The sequence below is a fragment of the Stenotrophomonas sp. 71799_Sma genome (assembly GCF_056482505.1).
The window spans coordinates 32,622-51,788 of sequence record NZ_CM151202.1 but is presented as its reverse complement, the minus strand read 5'-3'; the positions used below and the strand labels follow the sequence as shown (position 1 = coordinate 51,788).

The 19,167-nt window shown below is 64.1% G+C and carries 14 protein-coding genes and 1 pseudogene; 9 read left to right on the top strand and 6 right to left on the bottom strand.

Going from position 1 to position 19,167, the window contains the following annotated elements; genetic code table 11:
- Positions 1-50 precede the first annotated feature (50 nt).
- The 3 genes from ligD to ACZK4Z_RS00210 form a co-directional block, all read right to left on the bottom strand.
- Complete coding sequence (gene ligD, locus ACZK4Z_RS00220) at positions 51-2,537, bottom strand: DNA ligase D (RefSeq protein WP_125892605.1); 2,487 nt, start codon at positions 2,535-2,537, stop codon at positions 51-53.
- A gap of 3 nt (positions 2,538-2,540) precedes the next feature.
- Positions 2,541-3,446: a non-homologous end joining protein Ku gene (ku, locus tag ACZK4Z_RS00215; RefSeq protein WP_049422360.1), complete on the bottom strand. Its 906-nt coding sequence runs from the start codon at positions 3,444-3,446 to the stop codon at positions 2,541-2,543.
- A 154-nt stretch (positions 3,447-3,600) separates the two neighbouring features.
- Positions 3,601-3,999 (bottom strand): hypothetical protein, encoded by a 399-nt coding sequence (locus ACZK4Z_RS00210; protein WP_004132921.1) that lies wholly within the window; start codon positions 3,997-3,999, stop codon positions 3,601-3,603.
- Positions 4,000-4,146: 147 nt separating this feature from the next.
- Between ACZK4Z_RS00210 and ACZK4Z_RS00205 the strand changes: the two genes are divergently transcribed.
- Entirely contained in the window at positions 4,147-4,491 is a 345-nt protein-coding gene (locus tag ACZK4Z_RS00205) for a hypothetical protein (RefSeq protein ID WP_012509612.1), read from the top strand.
- 85 nt (positions 4,492-4,576) lie between these two features.
- Here ACZK4Z_RS00205 and ACZK4Z_RS00200 read toward each other — a convergent pair whose 3' ends face one another.
- Positions 4,577-6,667, bottom strand: coding sequence for a TonB-dependent receptor family protein (locus ACZK4Z_RS00200; RefSeq protein WP_125892603.1), 2,091 nt, complete (start codon positions 6,665-6,667; stop codon positions 4,577-4,579).
- Positions 6,668-6,838: 171 nt separating this feature from the next.
- On the opposite strand from ACZK4Z_RS00200, the gene ACZK4Z_RS00195 reads away from it, so the two are divergent.
- From ACZK4Z_RS00195 to ACZK4Z_RS00185, 3 genes are all read left to right on the top strand, one after another.
- The gene (locus tag ACZK4Z_RS00195; protein WP_012509610.1) at positions 6,839-8,041 is read left to right on the top strand and encodes an amino acid aminotransferase; all 1,203 of its coding nucleotides are present in this window, start codon (positions 6,839-6,841) and stop codon (positions 8,039-8,041) included.
- A 421-nt stretch (positions 8,042-8,462) separates the two neighbouring features.
- Complete coding sequence (locus ACZK4Z_RS00190; protein WP_014035428.1) at positions 8,463-9,479, top strand: class 1 fructose-bisphosphatase; 1,017 nt, start codon at positions 8,463-8,465, stop codon at positions 9,477-9,479.
- A gap of 108 nt (positions 9,480-9,587) precedes the next feature.
- Positions 9,588-10,295, top strand: a complete 708-nt coding sequence (locus ACZK4Z_RS00185) for a 2OG-Fe(II) oxygenase (RefSeq protein ID WP_065724008.1) — start codon at positions 9,588-9,590, stop codon at positions 10,293-10,295.
- Between the two features lie 54 nt (positions 10,296-10,349).
- Here the strand turns inward: ACZK4Z_RS00185 and ACZK4Z_RS00180 are convergent.
- Both ACZK4Z_RS00180 and ACZK4Z_RS00175 read right to left on the bottom strand, forming a co-directional pair.
- Positions 10,350-11,204, bottom strand: a pseudogene (locus ACZK4Z_RS00180) (PA0069 family radical SAM protein); the annotation flags it as partial.
- Between the two features lie 120 nt (positions 11,205-11,324).
- The gene (locus ACZK4Z_RS00175; RefSeq protein WP_229298581.1) at positions 11,325-11,858 is read right to left on the bottom strand and encodes a cyclin-dependent kinase inhibitor 3 family protein; all 534 of its coding nucleotides are present in this window, start codon (positions 11,856-11,858) and stop codon (positions 11,325-11,327) included.
- Between the two features lie 451 nt (positions 11,859-12,309).
- Here ACZK4Z_RS00175 and ACZK4Z_RS00170 point away from each other — a divergent pair, with 451 nt between their 5' ends.
- The 5 genes from ACZK4Z_RS00170 (at position 12,310) to ACZK4Z_RS00150 (ending at position 19,150) form a co-directional block, all read left to right on the top strand.
- Positions 12,310-12,702, top strand: coding sequence for a hypothetical protein (locus ACZK4Z_RS00170; RefSeq protein ID WP_229298500.1), 393 nt, complete (start codon positions 12,310-12,312; stop codon positions 12,700-12,702).
- Between the two features lie 90 nt (positions 12,703-12,792).
- Positions 12,793-14,043 (top strand): TolC family protein, encoded by a 1,251-nt coding sequence (locus ACZK4Z_RS00165; RefSeq protein WP_012478646.1) that lies wholly within the window; start codon positions 12,793-12,795, stop codon positions 14,041-14,043.
- A complete protein-coding gene (locus ACZK4Z_RS00160; RefSeq protein WP_005411786.1) occupies positions 14,040-15,275 on the top strand; it encodes an efflux RND transporter periplasmic adaptor subunit in 1,236 nt (411 codons plus the stop codon). The genes ACZK4Z_RS00165 and ACZK4Z_RS00160 overlap by 4 nt, the downstream gene beginning before the upstream one ends.
- 9 nt (positions 15,276-15,284) lie before the next feature.
- Positions 15,285-18,422 carry an efflux RND transporter permease subunit gene (locus tag ACZK4Z_RS00155; protein ID WP_012478645.1) on the top strand — a complete coding sequence of 1,046 codons (3,138 nt, stop codon included), beginning with the start codon at positions 15,285-15,287 and terminating at the stop codon, positions 18,420-18,422.
- Entirely contained in the window at positions 18,419-19,150 is a 732-nt protein-coding gene (locus ACZK4Z_RS00150; RefSeq protein ID WP_012478644.1) for a HupE/UreJ family protein, read from the top strand. Before ACZK4Z_RS00155 ends, ACZK4Z_RS00150 begins: the two co-directional genes overlap by 4 nt.
- Positions 19,151-19,167: the final 17 nt, after the last annotated feature.

Genomic DNA, 19,167 nt, shown 5'->3' with positions numbered 1-19,167 from the left:
CGCTGGCCGGCAACCTCGCCCATGCTACAGGTGCCGGCCAGCGGCCGGCACTACCGCTTCAGCGTCGGCAGCGTCTGCTTCAATCGCGCGATGCCCTGCCATGGGTCACCCTTCAGCCGCTTGGCACGCGCCAGCGCCTTGGCCATCGGAAACGCGTCGGCCGCGCTCACCCGCGCCAGTTCTTCCCAGCGCAGCGGCACCGCCACGCCGCCAGAATCGCGTGCACGCAGCGACCACGAGCACACGCTGGTGGCGCCTCGGGTGTTGCGCAGCCAGTCGATGAAGATGACGCCATTGCGCTTCGCCTTGCTCATCGTCGCCACGTAGCGGTCCGGCGCCTGCTCCGCCATCGCCTGTGCGAACGCCTCGCAGAATGCCTTGGCTTCGCCCCAGCCAGCCTTGGGCTGCAGTGGTACCACCACGTGCACCCCCTTGCCGCCAGACAGGCGTACGAAGCTCTCCAGACCCACCTGCTGCAGGCGGCCACGCACGTCGCGCGCACCGGCTTTCACCTGTGCCCAGCTGACGCCGTCACCAGGGTCGAGATCGAACACCAGTCGGTCCGGATGCTCCGGGTCAGCCACGGTCGCACCCCACGGATGCAGCTCCAGGGTGTTCATCTGCACCAGCTGCAACAGGCCACGTGCATCGTCGATATAGACATAGTCCTCGCGGCCGCTCTTCTGCTGGAGGGGCACCGCATGTACCGCATCGCCCAGGCCGGGGCCATGATGCTTCTGGAAGAAGCAGGCCTTGCCGACGCCATCCGGACAGCGCAGCAATGACAGCGGACGTCCGGCGACTTCGGGCAGGATCCAGCGCGCCATGCGCTGGTAGTAGTCGGCCACGTCGCCCTTGCTCAGTTTCTGCTTTGGAAACACCACCCGCTCAGGATGGGTGATCTGGACCTCACCTCCGGCTTCGGCATCTGCGGTGCTCATTCCCAGGTCCTCCTTCTGCTTGTCGCTGCGCAGCCGCTTGAAACTGGCCTGGCGCAGCAGGCCTTCCTTGCCCCAGCCACGGAACGCCACCTCCGCCACCGTCACCGGTTTCACCCAGCGTACGCTGGCGGCGCGGAACGGCACATGCACCGGCAGCTGCAGCACCGGCGTCTTCACTGCCAAAGGCTGCAGTGCCTTGAGCAGCGCGCGCAGGCGCTCGTCGTCGAAGCCGGTACCCACGCGGCCCACATAGCGCAGCCCGGCCTTGTCCGGCGTGGCCAGAAGCAGCGAGCCGAATCCCACCCGGGAACCCTTGGGTGCCGTATAGCCGACGATCACGAACTCGTCGGTGTCTTCGTGCTTCACCTTCACCCAGCTGCGCGCGCGGGTGTTTACGTACGGCGCATCCACCTGCTTGCTGACGATGCCTTCGAAGCCGGCCTCGCCGCTGGCATCGAACACCTGCGGCCCATGGTCGACCACGTGTTCGCTGAAGGCCAGTGTGCCGGGCGCCGGCCCGATGAGATCCTTCAGCAGCGCCTTGCGTTCCAGCAACGGCGCACGACTGATGTCCACGCCGGCCACACCCGGAAGATCGAACACGATGTAACGCAACGGTTGCTTCGAGCTTCCATCGATCACGCGCTGCAGTGCTGCGAAATCGCTGCGTCCTTCCTTGTCCAGAACCACCAGCTCGCCATCCAGGCGCGCATCGCGCACCGGCAGCGCCAGCACGGCCTGCGCGACCTCGGGAAAATCGGCCGTCCAGTCCAGGCCGTTGCGCGAGCGGAGTTTCACCTCGCCATTGTGCAGATCGGCCAGCAGACGATAGCCGTCCCACTTGATCTCGTGCAGCCAGCGCTCGCCGTCGGGGGCACTGTCGCGATGATCGGTCAACTGCGGTTTGAACCCAAGGGGATAGGGCGTATCACGTGCGCCGTGCAGTTGCAGCGCGCGTGCACGCCAACGCGCATCGGCCTTGCGCGTGGTCGTGCGTGCGACGGGTGCAGCATGCGCCGCCTTCGCTGTGGAACGCTTCTTCGCCGCAGGTGCTCGTTTCGGCGTGGGTGCCGTCAGCAGGTCATCCGCCTCCGCGTCGCGCGCTTCGCCGTCGTCGCGCTTGATCAGCAGCCACTGCACCTGGCGGCCTTTCATCGCGGTCCGCACCAGCTTCCAGCCACCGGCCAGGCGTTGCCCGTGCAGCACGAAGTCGATCTTTCCAGCCGCCAGCGCCTGCAGTGGATCGCCTTCACAGGCCCAGGTGCCGTGATCGAAGACATCCACGTGGCCAGCGCCATAGTGGCCTTCAGGAATGTCTCCTTCGAAACCGGCGTAGGACAACGGGTGATCTTCCACCTCCACGGCCAGCCGCTTCTCACCGACGCGCAGCGAAGGCCCCTTGGGCACGGCCCAGCTCTTCAGTACGCCGTCCATTTCCAGGCGGAAGTCGTAGTGACGCGAGCTTGCGTGATGCAGCTGGATGACGAAGGTCGGCCGCCGCTTCGTATCGCCGCGTGCGGGCGTGTCGTCAGGCTCCGGCGTCTGCCCGGCGCCACCACCCAGTCTGCGCTTGCGCCGGTACTGGTGCAGCGACATGGTTCAACCTGCCTTGCGCCGCGTGGTCTTCTTTACGGCCTTTTTGGCGGCCTTCTTCGCAGCCTTCTTCGCCGGTGCCTTGCGCATTGCCGTCTTCTTCGCCGGCGTGCGCTTGTTGGCGTCCAGGCTCTTCTGAAGCAACGCCATGAAATCCACCACATTGGTGGTGGCATCTTCACGCGGTGCGGGCTCGTCTTCCACCCGGGTAGTGCCGCCCTTGGATTTGATGCGCTTGTTCAATACCAGCTGCAGACGCTCGCGGAACTCATCGTGATAATCCGAAGGATCCCAGTCACCGGCCATTGACTCGATCAGCTGTTCGGCCATCGCCGTTTCCTTGCTGGTGATGCGATAGTCGGACAGTTTTCCGGTGGGCAGCTTGTAGTCCTCGGGATCCACCAGCTCCTGCGGATAGCGCAGGATCATCAACACCAGCGCGTCCTCATGCGGCATCACCGCGCACAGGTATTCGCGCGTGCGCACCACCACCCGCGCGATGCCCACCTTGCCGGTACTGCGCAGCGTTTCGCGCAGCAGCACATAGCCCTTTTCGGCCTTCTTGCCGGGCACCAGCAGATACGGTTTCTCGTAGTAGCGTGGGTCGATCTGCGCCGCATCCACGAACGATTCCACCTCCACCGCTTCGTGGCTTTCCGGCGCCGCCGAACGGATATCACCTTCCTCCAGCACGACATAACTGCCCTTGTCGTACTCATAGGCTTTGACGATGTCCTTCCAGGGCACTTCCTCACCGGTGTCGGCGTTGACCCGTTCGAAACGGATCGGCTTGCGATCGCGGGAGTCGAGCATGCGGAACTGCAGATCGACCTTGCGTTCGCCGGACATCAGTGACACCGGCACGTTGAGCAGGCCAAACGACAACGTGCCGGTCCAGATCGGGCGGGCCATGGGCGCACCTTTGGCGGGGCAGGGTGCCCAGCGTGGGCCGGAGGGCGTAAACCAGCCGTGTCCGTGCCGTGCACGTGGGTTCTACGGAACACGGTAGTGCCGGCCGCTGGCCGGCAACCACAGCACACCTGAGCCTGTACGCAGAACCCCAGCGCTACTGCAGCAACGGCCTCACCGCTGCCGCCGGGATATGGTCCAGTGCGCGCCACGCATCTTCCACCACCGGCCGCGCCTGCGACCAGCTCAAGCGCGAGTGCCCACGCATCTGTTCCCAGTGCTCGGCCAGCTCCTCGCAGGTATCGGCGGCGTCACCGCGCGGCCAGTCGGCGGCATGCGTGGTCAGCGCAAAGGCGTAGACCGGGCAGAGGTCACGCCAATTGCGATGGCTCTGGCCACGGCGCTCTTCGTAATCGCTCAGCATGTACTGCAGGTAGTCCTGCGCCACCGCCTGCGGGTCCTCGTGGCGACGCGTGCGGCGCTGAGCTGTGCGCTGGCCGAGCGGATCGAGCAGGGCGTTGAACACGGACGGTGCGGGTCGTTCAAGACGGGGCATGGCCGGCTCCTGCAGCGGGGGCGGGTGGGCAGGAATACGCGCGGTCCCGTTACCGGGGGGTGAGCGAGATGTTCATGACGCCAGGTTCGCGGCGGCTTTACCTTGCGAGCGGTGTAGTGGGAGCCCCCGAGCGCAGGTAGCCAGACCATGAGCCGAGAGACCTCCCGTGACCCGCTGCGGGAAAACCACCCGCCCATTCCCGGCGAGCAGCGCGGTAAGCGCGATGCCGACAACGCCGACTACCGCGGCACCGGCGCACCGTTCTTTGACGCCGAGCATGGTGGCGAGCATCTGCCGGTGAAGCACGAGTCTGAACAGGCCGCGCTGGACCGCAAGGATGGCGGCGACCGCCATCGTGGGGGCCAGGAAAGCCCGCTGAAACGCCGCGAGCGCAAGCAGCATGCCAGCGACAACCAGGACGAGGCGCTGGAGGAGACCTTCCCGGCCAGCGACCCGACCTCGCCGTTCGTACCGGCCAAGGCCCCCGACTGACGGGTAGCGCCGGGCCATGCCCGGCGAGCGCATAGCGCAGCGCGGGATCCACCGGGCATGGCCCGGCGCTACCGTGGGAACGGCGTCAGCGCCACGACCACTGCAGCCCGAGGCTGGCCCGCCGTCCCGGTCCCGGCTCGTGGAAGCGGCCATTGCCGTCATTGACGATCACCGAGCCGATGTAGGCCTGGTCCAGCACGTTCTCCAACCGCGCGAAGGCACGCAGCTCACCGCCCGGCAGGGTCCAGCGGCGTCCACCCTCCAGGTGCAGCAGAGCGAAACCGGGCGCGCGCGCCGTAGCCACGTCATTGACCACGGTATCGGTGCTGGCCGAGGCCTCCAGCGCCCACTGCCAGTCGGCGGGGCTCCACTGCAGGCGGGCGAAGGCCTGCTGGCGTGGCACACCAGGCAGACGGCTGCCGGCGGCGACCACGTTGTTCGAGGTCAGGTACGGCGAGCGCACCTGCGCCTGCAGCCAGGTCCAGGCCAGCTGCAGTTCCAGCTGTTCGGCCAACGGCTGTCGGTACTGCAGCTCCACGCCCTGGCGACGGGTGCGGCCGATGTTGCGATAGGTGCTGCGTCCTCCGATATTGCTGGCAACTGCCAGCTCATCGTCGGTATCTGCACGGAACAGGCTGACATCGAGCTGGGTTCCATCCTGTGCGTGCCACTTGCTGCCGACCTCCAGATTGCGGCTGCGCGCAGCCGCCAGATCCAGCGCCAATCCCGCCTGGGCGTCGGCGCGATAACCCAGCTCATTGAAGGTAGGCGTCTCGAAGCCCCGGCCCACGGCGGCGTGCAGCCGCCACTGCGGGCTGGCTTCGAAGCTGACGCCTGCCACCGGCGTGGTTGCCTGGTAGTGGCGGCGGCCGCTGTCGTCCGGATTGCGCCCGGTGATGTAGCGGTCATCGGACTCGAAACGCACTGCGCTGTGGCGCAGGCCGGCCAGCAGCGACCAGCGCGGGCTCCACTGCCACCAGGCTTGGGCGAACTGGTCGACGTTCTGCACGGTGTCGATCTGGTCTCGACGCAGGCGCCCACGCACACCCAGGGTGCTGCCGATGAAGTTCTCGTAGCCGGTACGGTGCTGGCGCTGGCGGTCGGCGCTGAGCCCGGCCACCAGATCCAACGGGCGGCCGGCGAGATCGCCGTGCCAGCCCCAGCGCGCGTCCAGCCCGCCATAGCCCGCGTCCAGATCGATCACGCCGCCCGCATGCAACGGGTTGGCCTGCGCGGTCGGCGGAATCGGCAGGTACTGGGTGACCTCACGCTGCCCGGCATAGCCCATCAGTTGCCAGCGCTGGGCGTCGGTTTCGCGGGTCCAACGCAACCCGGCCTGCTGCTGGCGCACCGATTTGCGGGTGTTGTACTGGTGCGCCACCGCAGTGGCCTGGCGTGGGTCGGCCGCCACCTGCGCGCGGGTAAGGCCCAGCGGGTCCTGCGCATCCGGCGCATCCAGCGCGTTGAGCAGCAGCTCCAGTCGCCCACCGCCCAGATCGCCGCCGATGCGCGCGGTGAGCGATTCGCGGCGCGCGCGGCTGTGTTCGCGCCAGCCATCGGTGCGGAAGTGATTGGCGGCGATGTTGTAGTCCAGCCCGTGGCTGGCTCCCTTCAGCTGCGCGCCGATGCTGAGCGTGTTGTCGGCACCTGCGTTGAGGCGCAACCGCCACGGGTCGCTGGCCTGGCCCTGCGCGCTCCACACCTGCAGCACGCCGCCGGAGGAATTGCCGTACAGCGCCGAGAACGGCCCGCGCAGCACCTCGATGCGTTCGGCACCCAGCAGGCTGGCATGCGACAGCTGGCCCTGGCCATCGGGCATGGTCGCGGGCACCCCGTCGATCAACACCCGCACCCCGCGCACACCGAAGGTCGAGCGCGCGCCGAAGCCACGGATCGACAGCTGCGTGTCCTGGGCGAAGTTCTGCCGGTCGCGCGCCAGCAGTCCCGGCACCCCGGCCAGTGCCTCGGACAGCTGCGCGCCCGTTCCGGCACGGCCGGCGTCGATCCAGACCGTGTCCTGGCTGGCCGGCAGCGCGAACGGGTCGATACCCGGCACCCGCGCCGCCTGCACCTGCACGGCGGGCAGGGCGGTGGGCGCAGGCTCGGCCATGGCTGCCAGTGGCGACAGCAGCAGGGCGGACAACGGCAGGCAGTGGCGTCGTGCGGCGGGATTCATGATTCAGGTTGATGGATCGGGCGGCAACGCACGCCATGGTACGGGGCTGCGGATGACGATGGCGGCGGCCAGCCCCGGCAGGCTTTGTTACGATGGGCTGTTTCCGGCCGAAAAGCCGCAGACCGCGTGGCGCAATTCCTCCCCCTTTCCGTCTACCGAACGAGTACCGCCGTGTCCTTCTTTGCAAACGTGGAACTGGTCCCAGGCGACCCGATCCTGGGCCTGACCGAGGCGTACAACGCCGACAGCCGCCCGACCAAGGTCAACCTGGGTGTGGGCATCTACTACGACGAGAGCGGCCGCATTCCGCTGTTGCGCGCCGTCAAGCAGATCGAGCAGCAGCTCGCCAACGAGGCCAAACCGCGCGGCTACCTGCCGATCGATGGCCTGCCGGCGTACACGCAGGCAACGCGTGAGCTGGTGTTCGGCAAGGACTCGCCGCTGCTGGCCGCCGGCCGCGTCACCACCGCACAGACCGTCGGTGGCAGCGGTGCGCTGCGTGTCGGCGCCGATGTGCTGAAGAAGCTGCTGCCGCACGCCACCGTTGCACTGAGCAACCCGAGCTGGGAAAACCACCGAGCGGTGTTCAGCGCCGCCGGCTTCGAGGTGGTGGATTACACCTACTTCGACCCGACCACCCATGGCGTCAACTTCGATGGCCTGCTGGCCGACCTCGGCAAGCTGGAAGCCGGCACCGTGGTGCTGCTGCACGCCTGCTGCCACAACCCCACCGGCGCCGACCTCACGGTCACCCAGTGGAAGCAGGTCGCGCAGCTGCTGAAGGACAAGCAACTGTTCCCCTTCATCGACATGGCCTACCAGGGCTTCGACAAGGGCATCGAGCAGGACGGCGCCGCCGTGCGCATCATCGCCGAAGCCGGCATCGACAGCTTCATCGTCGCCAACTCGTACTCCAAGTCGTTCTCGCTGTACGGCGAGCGCGTGGGTGCGCTGTCGATGGTGGCGCCGACCGCTGCTGACGCCAAGGCCGTGCAGTCGCAGGTCAAGCGCGTGATCCGCACCATCTACTCCAGCCCGTCCACCCATGGTGCCGCGCTGGTGGCAGGCGTGCTGACCAACCCGGAACTGCGCGCGATGTGGGAGCAGGAGCTGACCGAGATGCGCGAGCGCATCCACGCACTGCGCCAGGGCCTGGTCGAGAAGCTGGCTGCCGCCGGTGCGCCGCAGTTCGGCTTCATCAACGAACAGGCCGGCATGTTCTCCTACTCCGGCCTGAGCCGTGAGCAGGTCGAGCGCCTGCGCGACGAGTTCGGCATCTACGCCGTTGGCACCGGCCGCATCTGCGTGGCCGCGCTGAACCAGAACAACCTGGAATACGTCGCCAAAGCCGTGGCCACTGTGGCCAAGGGCTGAAACAACGCTCCAGTAGCTTGAAGACAAAGGCGCCGAAAGGCGCCTTTGTTTTTTTGCTTTTGCTCTTGCCTTTGCCATCCCCACCGCGCTCGCGGCGAACCCTGAAGCGCAGGGCGAGGCACACCGTGGCCAGGACCGTGAGGCGCATGGATGCGCCGATCGAGCCCCCATGGGTGAGGGCGCCTTGCCTGCGAGGCATGCCTCGCAAGCGCCAGAACGCACAGCCGCCAGCGGCTGGGCCGGACCACGGAGTGGGGTTTACGGCGTGTCCTGGCCACGGTGTGCCTCGCCCTGCGCCTCCATGAAGGAAGGCGCCACGAGCGCAACGCATCTGGAAACGATTACGCCTTCCCGCGCTCACGCACGGCACCGCCATACGGGCGACAATAGGCGTTTTCCCGCTGCCGAGACCTGCCCGCTCATGTCCCGTACTTCGTTGACCCGCTTCCTGATCCAGGAACAGCACGCCGGCCGCATCAATGCCGACCTGCGCCAGCTGATCGCGGTCGTCGCCCGCGCCTGCACCAGCATCTCCATCGCCGTCAGCAAGGGCGCCCTCGGTGGCGTGCTCGGCGACGCCGGTACCGGCAACGTGCAGGGCGAAGCGCAGAAGAAGCTGGATGTGATCAGCAACGAGATCCTGCTCGAAGCCAACGCCTGGGGCGGCCACCTCGCCGCCTGCGCCTCCGAAGAAATGGACCACAGCCAGCCGGTGCCGGACATCTATCCGCGCGGTGATTTCCTGCTGCTGTTCGATCCCCTCGATGGCAGCTCCAACATCGACGTCAACGTCTCCGTCGGCACCATCTTCTCGGTGCTGCGCTGCCCGACCAACGTCGAACTGCCGGGCGATGATGCTTTCCTGCAGCCGGGCAGCAAGCAGATCGCCGCCGGCTACTGCATCTACGGGCCCAGCACCCAGCTGGTGCTGACCGTCGGCCACGGTACCCATGCCTTCACCCTGGACCGCGAGAAGGGCGAGTTCGTGCTGACCACCGAGAACATGCAGATTCCGGCGGCCACCCAGGAATTCGCCATCAACATGTCCAACCAGCGTCACTGGGAAGCGCCGATGCAGGCCTATGTCGGTGATCTGCTGGCGGGCAAGGAAGGCGCGCGCGGCAAGAACTTCAACATGCGCTGGATCGCCAGCATGGTCGCCGACGTGCATCGCATCCTGACCCGCGGCGGCATCTTCATCTACCCGTGGGACAAGAAGGATCCGTCCAAGGCCGGCAAGCTGCGCCTGATGTACGAAGCCAACCCGATGGGCCTGCTGGTCGAACAGGCCGGTGGCGCTGCCTGGACCGGCCGCGAGCGCATCCTCGACATCCAGCCCGACCAGCTGCACCAGCGCGTGCCGGTGTTCCTGGGTTCGCGCGAGGAAGTGGCTGAAGCCGTGCGCTACCACCACGCACACGACGACGCGCAGGGCTGACGGCCTATCGCCTGACAGCGGTCATGGCAGTTCGATGACATGACCGCGGGGTGACACCGAGGGCGGCAAACGGCACCATCAAGCCGTTGCCGCCTAAGGAATGCACGCATGCACGAGCAGGGCCCGGTCGATTTCATCGAAGTCATCCACAACGCCGTCCCCAGCGAGGTCTGCGCGGCCATCGTTGAGCGCCTGCGCGCTACGCGTGGCCTGCAGCCCGGTGCGGTGGGCAGTGGCGTGTTCCCGGAACTCAAGCACAGCAAGGATCTGCGCATCAGTGGCCTGGACGGCTGGCAGGATGTCGATCAGCAGCTGCAGATCGCGGTGTTCAACGGCCTGCTGACTTATCTACGCCGTTATCCACAGGCGTTGATTGCGCCGCTGATGTTGCAGATCCAGGACAGCAACGGCCAACCGCGACGCCTGTCTGCCGAGGACTTCCCCGACATGCCGCAGCAGCAGCTGGCCGATCTGGCCCGCACCTGCCTGCGCCCGGGTGCGATCAACCTGCAGTGGTATGCGGCGGGCGAGGGCGGCTACCCGTACTGGCATTGCGAGCTGTACCCGAAGGATGCGCAGGCCGAGACCCTGCACCGGCACGTGCTGTGGACGCTGTACCTCAACGACGACTTCGAAGAGGGCGAAACCGAGTTCCTGTTCCAGGGGCGGAAGATCGCGCCGCGCACCGGCAGCCTGCTGATTGCGCCGACTGCGTTCACCCACACGCATCGTGGCAACCGGCCGCAGGGTGGGGACAAGTTCATCGCGACCAGCTGGATCCTGTTCCAGAGTGCGCAGAAGTTGTTTGGAGGGTAGAGTCGAGCTTGCTCGACTGCCTTTACGTCTCCAGTCGAGCAAGCTCGACTCTACTCAGAACAACGACCCCTGCGGCGAATCCTTCTTCGGCGGCAGCGGCTTCTGGAACCGGCTGCAATCCAGCTTCGGCCAATGGCTGTTCTGCGCATTGAAGCCCAGACGTTTGCGCGCCAGCTTGAAGCGGTTGTTCAACAGATCGGCATACACGCCCTGGCCCCGCATGCGCGTGCCGAACTGGCTGTCGTAGTCCTTGCCGCCGCGCAGCTGCTGGATGGTACTCATCACATGTGCGGCGCGATCTGGATGATGGGTGTCCAGCCACTCGCGGAACAGCGGTGCCACTTCCAGCGGCAGGCGCAGCAGCACATAACCGGCGGTGCTGGCACCGGCATCGTGTGCAGCCTCCAGCACGGCTTCCAGTTCGCTGTCGTTGATCCACGGAATCACCGGCGCCACCATCACGCCCACCGGAATACCGGCTTCATGCAGGCGCTTCATCGCGCGCAGCCGTGCGTGCGGCGCCGATGCGCGCGGTTCCAGCTTCGCGGAGAGGTGCGGGTCCAGCGAGGTCACCGAGAAATGCACGCTGACCAGGTTCTCCGCCGCCAGCGGTGCAAGCAGGTCGATATCGCGCTCGACCAGTGCGTTCTTGGTGATCAGCGAGAAAGGATGCTTGGTCTCCAGCATCACTTCGATCAGCTGGCGGGTGAGTTTGAACTTGCGCTCGATCGGCTGGTACGCGTCGGTGTTGATGCCCAGCGCGATCGGCTGCGGCACGTAGCCCGGCTTCGACAGCTCCTTGCGCAGCAGCTGCGGCGCATTGGTCTTGGCGAACAGCTTGGTTTCGAAATCCAGGCCCGGCGACAGGTTCAGATAAGCATGCGAGGGGCGCGCAAAGCAGTAGGAGCAGCAACACTATATGTGTTCGAGGAAAAGTGTTCAGCACTGCGTCCCCTACGGCGGCTTCCCTACAGACTACCTGCGGAGTTCCGTCCTCTTGTATTCCAGCCCAAGGCGGTAAAGGGTAGGTTAGCCGGGCATTGCGACTACCCCCAGACTTGAGGCTCTGCGAGCAGGCCAATTCAGGATGAATTCTTCCTGCTCCGCAGTCTCCACTGCACCAGGGCGCACCGAGCGCACCTTAGCGATCGCATCGATGCCGTCTGGAGCGCAGCCCGTGTCAATGAGAAGCATCGACGCCACGGTCCCCGCTCGCCCTAGGCCTCCTTTGCAGTGCACCACGATCCTGCTTCCGGACAAGAGCTCGGCTGCGAACTGGGGTCCTGTGGATTGCCATGGCAGAAGCAGCCGTGCATCAGGAGCCGCACCATCCTTAATCGGTAGGCCGTGCCACATCAAGCCATGCGCTTTGGCACGCTCTGCCAAGGAGGTAATTCGTAGCTCTTCGAACTCCCACGGCTCAATCAACGTGATCAGATGCTGTGCTCCCCACGCGACTATCGACGCCAGATCGATATCCAAGTCTCGGGCCCAAGACCCCGTCATTGCGACGTCCTGATATTTTCCCGGTGCAAAGGTAACGCCGATCGCACCGCCATTCACGCCGATAGGCAGCGTCGCAATCTGCAGTGGATGAGAATTACTTGTTCTGCTCACCTGCGCTCTCCGAAATCAATGGCCCTGTTGGGCGAGAAGCGAACGCTGCGCCCTTTTAACCTGAAAGTCCAACGGTGAGCCTAGTGGTACGGATATGGTCTTACTGAATCCCATAAGCAGCGCAGAATCGCCCAACGCCTGAGAGAGGGGCCAGGCCCCATTCGACGTTGGAACGAGCCTGGAGGACGCGGTTCCAGAGAGCAGTGAGGCCCAGTTCCAGCCTCTGGCCGGCACCATCCTTACTGGGCGGCCGCTATCGGCCAGAAGCGGCAGCAGGCGCGGCGATACCTGAGGCAATGCGATCTGATCGGAGTGGGCTTAAGCGACGCCCTCCCTCGAGCGCCAAGCCATAACTGGATCAGGGGGGGCTCCAACTCAGGGCTCTCGACAACTCAGCTTGACTGCCTCTATTCTTCCTTTCATGTCCGCCTTCTCGGCCCGCCACCGTCGACTCATCCGGTTCAGCCTTTTCGTGCTGATGCTGTTGAGCGTCGTTGTTCGGCCGATCGTGATCCAACAGGGCGAGCTCCATACTGCCGAGCACGACATCGCTGCAACGGCAGAGCACGGGCACTCACACGGTCCTGGAACTGGCGACAACGTAGATCCGAAGCATGCATCGGGCGTGCACAGCGTCCTTCACCAGGCCGATGTGAGCTTTGCCGGCATGCTGGTGTCTTCGAATCTGAACCTAGCAACTGTTCCGCCGGCATCTTTACTGCCCGGCCTGCACTCCGTCGATGAGCCCTCTGGTCATCGCGGCTCGCCATTCAGACCTCCGATCGTCTGACGACACCTGCCGCGCTGTAGCGGCCTGAGCGCGCTGTCCACCCAATGTTGGCCGGCAGCGCGTCGTCATGACCATCGTCGGAGATTTTCCGTGAAATTACGTAGTTTGTGGGCGCTCGCCATAGCCGGCGCCTACGGTGTGGCCGTGCCTGGCCATGCCGCTGAAGTGCTGCGCTTGGAGGATGTGGTCGCCCGCGCCCTCGGCACCCATCCCAGCGTCCAGGCAGACACCGCTCGACTGGAAGCTGTCAGAAGCCGGGCGGGCCGGGAGGCATTGCCTACGCCGCTCGTGCTGGGCGGCGAGCTTGAAAACGTGGCTGGCTCAGGCGGCCTGAGCGGCCTAGACGCCGCCGAATCCACCTTCCGCATCTCCAAGGTTCTAGAACTGGGTGGGAAGCGGGCTGCGCGCCAAGCGCTCGGCGGCGCCGAGGTGGACGCTGCCCGAAGCGAAGCGGACGTCACCCGTATCGCTATCGCAACTTTGGCCGCAGGGCGTTTCGTCGACGTGCTGGCCGCCCAGGAGCATGTCGAGCACGCCGAAGAGCGCATCAAAATGGCCAGCGCCATGCGCCGTGAAGTGGCCCGTTGGGTCGCGGCCGCCCGCAATCCCGACTCGGACCTGAGATCCGCCGAGATCGCCCTGCTCGATGCCGAGCTGAAGCGGGAGCAGGCATTGCAGGCTCTGGAAAGCGCGCGAATGTCGCTGGCTGCCACGTGGGGGGCGCCAAGTCCGGATTTCGGCTCGGTTGCAGGGGATACCGCGGTCCTTCCCCCTCTGGATGATTTTGATGATCTGAGCCGGCGCCTCGCCACGACACCACAACAGCGCGCCTTGGACGCTCAAGCCGGAGTTATAGATGCAAGGAGGGAGATCGCCCGCGCTAGCGCCAAGCCGGATGTCAGCGTTGGCCTCGGCATCCGCCGACTGGAAGCCACCAAGGACAGCGGCCTGGTGATGTCCGTCTCCGTCCCGTTGGGGAGCCGTCGGCGATCGGACTTCTCCGTGGCTGAAGCGGACTACGAACTCACCTCTCTCAAATACCGGCGCCAGGCGCAGATGCTGGAAATGCGTCAGGAGCTGTTTGGCATCTACCAACAGCTCAAGCAAGCGCAATCGGAAGTGGAGTCAGTGCGCCAGCGTCAGTTGCCAAAGGCCCAGCAGGCCTTTGATCAGAGCCGCAGGGGCTTTGAGGAAGGACGCTTCTCCTTCCTGGTACTCAGCCAGGCTCAGCAAAGGCTCTTCGATCTTCGCGAACGGGAAGTCGAAGCCGCCGCGCGCTATCTCCGTCTCCTGGTCGAGGCCGACCGCCTCACCGCTTCTGCCTTGGACATTCGCCCATGAACCGATACGTATTCCTGATCCTGCTTCCAATTGCCCTGGCTGCGTGCGGTGGCAACGAATCGTCGCAACGAGCAAAGCCAGAGGACACTGCTGCGACCGCAGGCGACTATGAGCGAGGGCCGCATCGCGGTCGCATGCTTCGCGACGGCGACTTCGCCCTTGAAGTAACTGTTTACGAAACCAATACCCCGCCTCATTTCCGGCTGTATGCCTATCGCAACGACAAACCGCTGGCACCTGGAGAAGTCAAAGCGACGATACAACTCAAGCGTCTGGACGGCGAAGTCAACAACTTCAGCTTTATTCCAGAGAAGGACTACCTGGTCGGCAGCGGGGAGGTGGTCGAGCCGCATTCCTTTGATGTCAAAGCCGATGCGGTGGTGGGTGGAAAGAACTACGCCTGGTCTTACGCCTCCTATGAAGGGCGCACCACGATAGATCCGAAAGCCGCTGCCGACGCAGGTGTCGTGGTCGAGTCCGCCGAACCGGGGACCATCCGGGACACCGTTTCCCTCATGGGCAACGTCGCGGTCGACACCGGCCGATTTGCTGCGGTCAAGGCACGCTTCCCTGGCGTGGTCCGCAGTGTGGCGGTCGAGATGGGACAACGCGTCTCGGCTGGTCAGACGTTGGCCACAGTCGAGGGCAATGACAGCATGCGGACCTACTCCGTCACGGCACCTTTCAGTGGAGTCGTACTCGCGCGCAGCACGTCGGTAGGCGATGTCGCTGCCGACAACACGCTGTTTGAAATTGCCGACCTTTCGGAGGTCTGGGTGGACCTGCGTGCGCTGGGAAGCGATGCCGAGCGACTGTCGCCAGGCCAGATGGTGACCATTCGCTCGGCAACAGGCGGTTTGGAAGCAACGGGAAAGCTGCAGGGCATCCTTCCGTTGGCCAGCGCTGGCCAGACCGTGGTGGCACGTGTGGCCCTTACCAACAGCGAGGGCAGGTGGCGACCAGGAATGGCCGTATCCGCCGAAGTCGTCATCGCGGAAACGGAGGTTCCATTAACAGTAAAGGAATCGGGCCTGCAGCGTTTTCGGGACTTCACCGTGGTATTCGCCCAAGTGGGCAACAGCTATGAGGTGCGGATGCTTGAACTGGGTAGGCGCGATGGCGATCGCGTGGAGGTACTGAAAGGGCTTAAGCCGGGAACCCGGTACGTTTCCGAGCAGAGCTACCTGATTCGTGCCGACATCGAAAAGTCCGGCGCAAGCCACGACCACTAAGGACGCACCATGCTAGAGCGAATCATTCGCGCGTCTATCGCGCACAGATGGCTTGTGCTCCTTCTGGTCCTGGCCCTCTCAGGCCTTGGGATCTGGAACTACAGCAAGCTTCCCATCGACGCCGTTCCTGACATTACCAATGTCCAGGTGCAGATCAACACCGAAGCTCCGGGCTACTCACCGCTGGAGGCCGAGCAACGGGTCACCTTCCCGGTCGAAACAGCGTTGGCCGGGTTGGCAAAGCTGGAATACACCCGTTCCATCTCACGCTACGGCCTGTCTCAGGTCACGGTCGTGTTTGAAGATGGCACAGATATCTACTTCGCCCGTCAGCAGGTCGCAGAGAGACTTCAGCAAGCGGGATCCCAATTGCCCGTGGGACTAAAGCCAAGCCTTGGACCGGTAGCGACGGGCCTGGGTGAGATCTTCATGTACACCGTGGAAGCGGAGTCCGGTGCTGAAGAGACGTGGACACCAATGGCGCTTCGTACGCTGCAGGACTGGGTGATCCGACCGCAGATGCGCCACTTGAAAGGCGTAACCGAGGTCAACACCGTCGGAGGCTATGTTCGCCAGTTTCACATCACGCCGGACCCGAAGAAGCTCCAAGCATACGGACTGACGCTGCAGGATGTGCTCGAAGCCGTGGCCCGCAGCAACACTAACGTGGGTGCCGGCTACATCGAGAAAAGCGGTGAGCAGTACTTGGTACGCGTGCCGGGCCAAGTGGCCGACATGGCGGGTTTGCGCAAGATCGTAGTGGCTAACCGTGATGGCATGCCATTGCGTGTTGGCGATCTGGCAGAAGTTGTAGAAGGCACCGAACTTCGTACAGGCGCGGCAACCAAGGATGGCAACGAAGTGGTCCTTGGTACGGCGTTCATGCTCATCGGCGAAAACAGCCGGGACGTGGCTCAGCGAACCGCGGCCAAGCTCAAGGACATCGACGCTACGCTGCCTGACGGCGTTCGGGCGCATCCTGTGTATGACAGAACCGAACTGGTGGATCGGACCATCGAGACGGTGAAGAAGAACCTCCTCGAAGGCGCCTTGCTCGTCATCGCGGTGCTCTTCCTGCTTTTGGGCAATCTTCGTGCGGCACTGATCACTGCGGCGGTCATTCCATTGACGATGCTGCTGACGATCACAGGCATGGTCCAGAATCGCGTCTCTGCGAATCTGATGAGCCTGGGCGCACTGGATTTTGGCTTGATCGTCGATGGGGCAGTCATCATCGTAGAGAACTGCCTGCGTCGCTTTGGCGAGCGGCAACACCTTCAGGGCCGTTTGTTGACTCGGGAAGAACGATTTTCCTTGGCGGCAAGTGCCAGTGCAGAGGTGATCAAGCCAAGCCTGTTCGGCCTTTTCATCATCGCGGCGGTCTACATCCCGATCTTTGCCCTCTCCGGCGTGGAAGGGAAGATGTTCCACCCGATGGCGCTTACCGTGGTCATCGCGCTTACCGGTGCCATGGCACTGTCCTTGACATTCGTGCCTGCCGCTGTGGCTCAGTTCGTAACGGGAAAGGTTTCGGAGAAGGAAACCAAAGCCATGCGCCGAGTCACCAACGTGTATGGCCCGATGCTTGAGCGTGCCGTCAATGCACGCAAGGTAGTGGTGGCCTCTGCTGCGGTGCTCACCGTCCTGGCGGGCCTGCTTGCAAGTCGCCTCGGCACCGAGTTCATTCCGAACCTGGATGAGGGCGATATCGCCTTGCATGCGCTTCGAATTCCAGGGACCAGCTTGACCCAGGCGATCGGCATGCAACGTCAGCTGGAAGCGGCGATCAAACAGTTCCCCGAGGTAGATGAAGTCGTCGCAAAGATCGGCACTGCCGAGGTGGCCACCGATCCCATGCCCCCCTCCGTAGCCGACACCTTCATCATGCTCAAAGATCGGGACCAATGGCCTGATCCGCGCAAGCCGAAGGCACAGCTTGTTGCCGAGCTCGAGAAAGTGGTTCGCGCCATTCCTGGCAACAACTATGAGTTCACCCAGCCGGTGCAGATGCGGATGAACGAGCTCATTGCGGGCGTTCGGGCTGAGGTTGCTGTCAAGCTGTACGGCGACGACCTGGAGCAACTGGCAACCATCGGCAGCCAGGTAGAGAACGTTGCCAGTGAGATCCAGGGAGCGGCCGACGTGAAACTTGAGCAGATCACCGGTCTGCCATTGATGACGATCACGCCGGACCTGGATGCACTTGCACGATACGGCGTAGCCATTGACGACGTGCAGAAGACCATCTCGGTGGCGCTGGGAGGTGAATCGGTCGGCCAGGTGTTCGAAGGCGATCGGCGCTTCGATATCGTGGTTCGTCTGTCGGAGAACCTTCGCCAGGACGTCCGGACACTGGCGTCACTACCTGTGGCCGTCGCGCCCGGGGTGAGCACAGGCCAAGAGCGCAGCTTCGTGCCGCTGGGCCAGTTGGCCAAGGTCGAGATCGCGCCTGGTCCGAACCAGATCAGCCGTGAGAATGGTAAACGCAGGGTGGTGATCACAAGCAATGTGCGCGGGCGCGACTTAGGGTCCTTTGTCGAGGAGTTGCGCACCAAGGTCGGACAGGAGGTCCAGCTGCCGGAAGGGTACTGGATCGAGTACGGCGGCACGTTTGAGCAGTTGATCTCGGCAAGCAAGCGGCTGTCCGTCGTCGTGCCAGTGGTTCTGGTGATGATCTTCGGATTGTTGTTCATGGCATTCGGCTCAGGGAAGGACGCTGCGATCGTATTCAGTGGCGTGCCGCTTGCACTGACCGGGGGCGTGGTGGCGCTGTGGCTGCGCGACATTCCCATGTCCATCTCCGCAGGTGTGGGCTTCATCGCTCTTTCGGGCGTTGCCGTGCTCAATGGCCTGGTAATGATCAGCTTCATCAAGAACCTGCGGGAAGAAGGCGTCCCCCTGCACAAGGCTGTCACCGAAGGTGCTCTTACCCGCCTCCGGCCAGTCCTGATGACGGCCTTGGTGGCGAGTCTGGGCTTCCTTCCTATGGCCCTGAACGTCGGTGCTGGCGCGGAAGTTCAGCGTCCGCTCGCCACTGTTGTTATCGGCGGAATCATCTCTTCAACGCTGCTGACACTTCTCGTGCTGCCGGCGCTGTATCGATTGGTTCACCGCGAAGATTCTGTTCTGGAAAGTCGCTCCTCATGAACCACCCGTCCCCTTTCTGCACAAGGAACTTGTCTTTGACTTCTTCCAACAAGCTCTTTGCTTGGCTTTCGATGCTTGCCGCAGTCCTCCTGCCGTTTGCGGCGTTCGCGCACGGTGTAAGCGAGGGAGACCAGGCCTTCCTTGAAGAAAGCACCGGTAGGCAACTGATCGCGTTTACCTACCTTGGCGCCAAGCACATGGTGACTGGATACGACCACCTTCTATTTCTGTTCGGGGTGATCTTCTTCCTATACCGCATGCGGGACGTGAGCATCTACGTCACCTTGTTCGCCATTGGCCACAGCACGACGCTGCTGCTCGGCGTGCTCGGCGGCTTTCATGTCGACGCCTATCTGGTCGACGCGATCATCGGTCTCTCGGTGGTCTACAAGGCCTTGGACAACATGGGCGCGTTCAAGCGGTGGTTCGGCGTGCAACCCAACACCAAGATTGCAGTCCTTGTCTTCGGCTTCTTCCACGGCTTCGGCCTGGCCACGAAGCTTCAGGACTTCTCGCTATCGCCGGACGGGCTGGTCCCCAACATGCTTGCGTTCAACGTGGGCGTTGAGCTCGGCCAACTTCTGGCGCTTGCCGGCATCTTGATCGTGATGGGCTTCTGGCGTCGGCTGCCTTCCTTCAACCGCCAGGCCTACGGCGTGAACACCATCTTGATGACGGCCGGCTTCGTGCTCATCGGCATGCAGCTCACCGGCTACTTCGCTTCCTGATTTCTGACCGAGACCCA